Source organism: Leisingera sp. MMG026 (genome assembly GCF_021654205.1).
Taxonomy (GTDB): Bacteria; Pseudomonadota; Alphaproteobacteria; order Rhodobacterales; family Rhodobacteraceae; genus Leisingera.
The window spans coordinates 1-1,545 of record NZ_JAKFZM010000115.1; the positions used below are offsets into that span (position 1 = coordinate 1).

The window sequence follows — 1,545 nt, forward strand, 5'->3', positions numbered from 1 at the left end:
CCGCCGATTCCGTGGAAAAACACCCGCTCGCGGGCGCAGAATTTCGTTGCTTGAGTTGGGCGCGAGCGCCTGTCCTATCAGGCTTTGCGCGTTTGCTGCGGTGCAGGAAAGATCTTGGCCAATTTGCGGATGTTTTGGGCGGTTGCGGCGAGCAGGAATTCGTCATTTGCACCGCATGGGCCACGTAGTCGAAGCCTTCCGAGGCCGAGGATGCGCTTGAGGTGCGCGAAGAGCATCTCGACCTTCTTCCGGAGCTTCATGGAGATATCGTAGTGCTTGGTCTTAGCGATGTCTCGGGCGACCTGGCGGGCGTCTTCGTGTTCTTCGCGAGTGATCGATCTGGCGTCTGCGTTCGGGCAGCATTTCGCCTTGGACGGGCAGGCCTGGCAGGTCAGTTTTAGGGCACGGTATTTAGTTCTGCCCTGTCCGGTAGGCCCTCGATTCGGATCGGAATAGTTCCGCCGGAACTGCTTCAGCTCTTGCCCCTCGGGGCAGATGTATTGGTCGTTCTCTGCGTCCCACTCGAAGTCAGCCCGGCTCCAGGTGCCGTCGCTGCGGCCAGATTTGTCGAAGACGGGGATGTGCGGGTTAATCTTGCGTTCAACCAGCCAACCCAGCATCGGCCCGGTGCCATAGGCCGTGTCAGCGATCAGGCGTTCGGGATGCAGGTCGAACTTCTCTTTGACCCGCTTCAACATGGTTTTTGTCGACCCGACCTCGGCTTGCCGGATGGAACGGGTGGGTTCCACATCCAAGATGACACCATGATCCGTGTCGATGAGATAATTGTCGGAATAGCTGAAGAATGCAGGGCCTTTACGGGCCGCTGTCCATTGGCTTGCGGGATCAGAATGCGAGGTGAACTTGGGTTGCACCTCGCTGGCGGCGCCAAAAGCGGCCTCGTCCAGGGTGTCGAGATACTCGCGCACGGCGCGGGGCGCATCGGCGGGATCGATTTGTCCCGCGTCCCAGTTCGCTTTCGGCGTGGAGTTCTGCTTGTTCGCATCGGCTTCGATCAGGCTGGCATCAATCGCCATGCGCTGGCCGCTGACCAGACCTTCTTGGATACACCGGGCGACAGTCGTCTCGAACAGGTGCCGCAGCAGTTCGCTTTCTCGAAACCGACCGTGGCGGTTCTTGGAAAAGGTTGAGTGATCCGGAACCCGGTCGCTCAGATCGAGCCGACAAAACCACCGATAGGCGAGGTTCAGATGCACCTCTTCGCAAAGCCGCCGTTCCGACCGGATGCCGAAGCAATAGCCGACCAGGAGCATGCGGATCAGCAACTCGGGATCAACGGATGGACGGCCCGTGTGGCTGTAGAAATCCGCCAGATAGGCGCGGACGTCAGTCAAATCGACGAAGCGGTCGATGGACCGAAGAAGGTGATCCTGAGGGACATGATCTTCCAGCGAGAACTCGTAGAACAGCGACAGCTGCGCCTCCTGCCTTGGTCCCATCATCGCCGATCCTCCAACCCATTGCAGGAATTGAATCAGTAGTTCAGGCCGCAATCAAGGAGGAGTTTTTCAACAAAATACGCCC

At 58.8% G+C, this 1,545-nt stretch carries 1 protein-coding gene; it reads right to left on the minus strand.

The window, feature by feature from the left end:
* Window positions 1-77: 77 nt before the first annotated feature.
* Entirely contained in the window at window positions 78-1,463 is a 1,386-nt protein-coding gene (locus L1069_RS23670; protein WP_237457280.1) for an IS1182 family transposase, read from the minus strand.
* Between the last annotated feature and the right edge of the window lie 82 nt (window positions 1,464-1,545).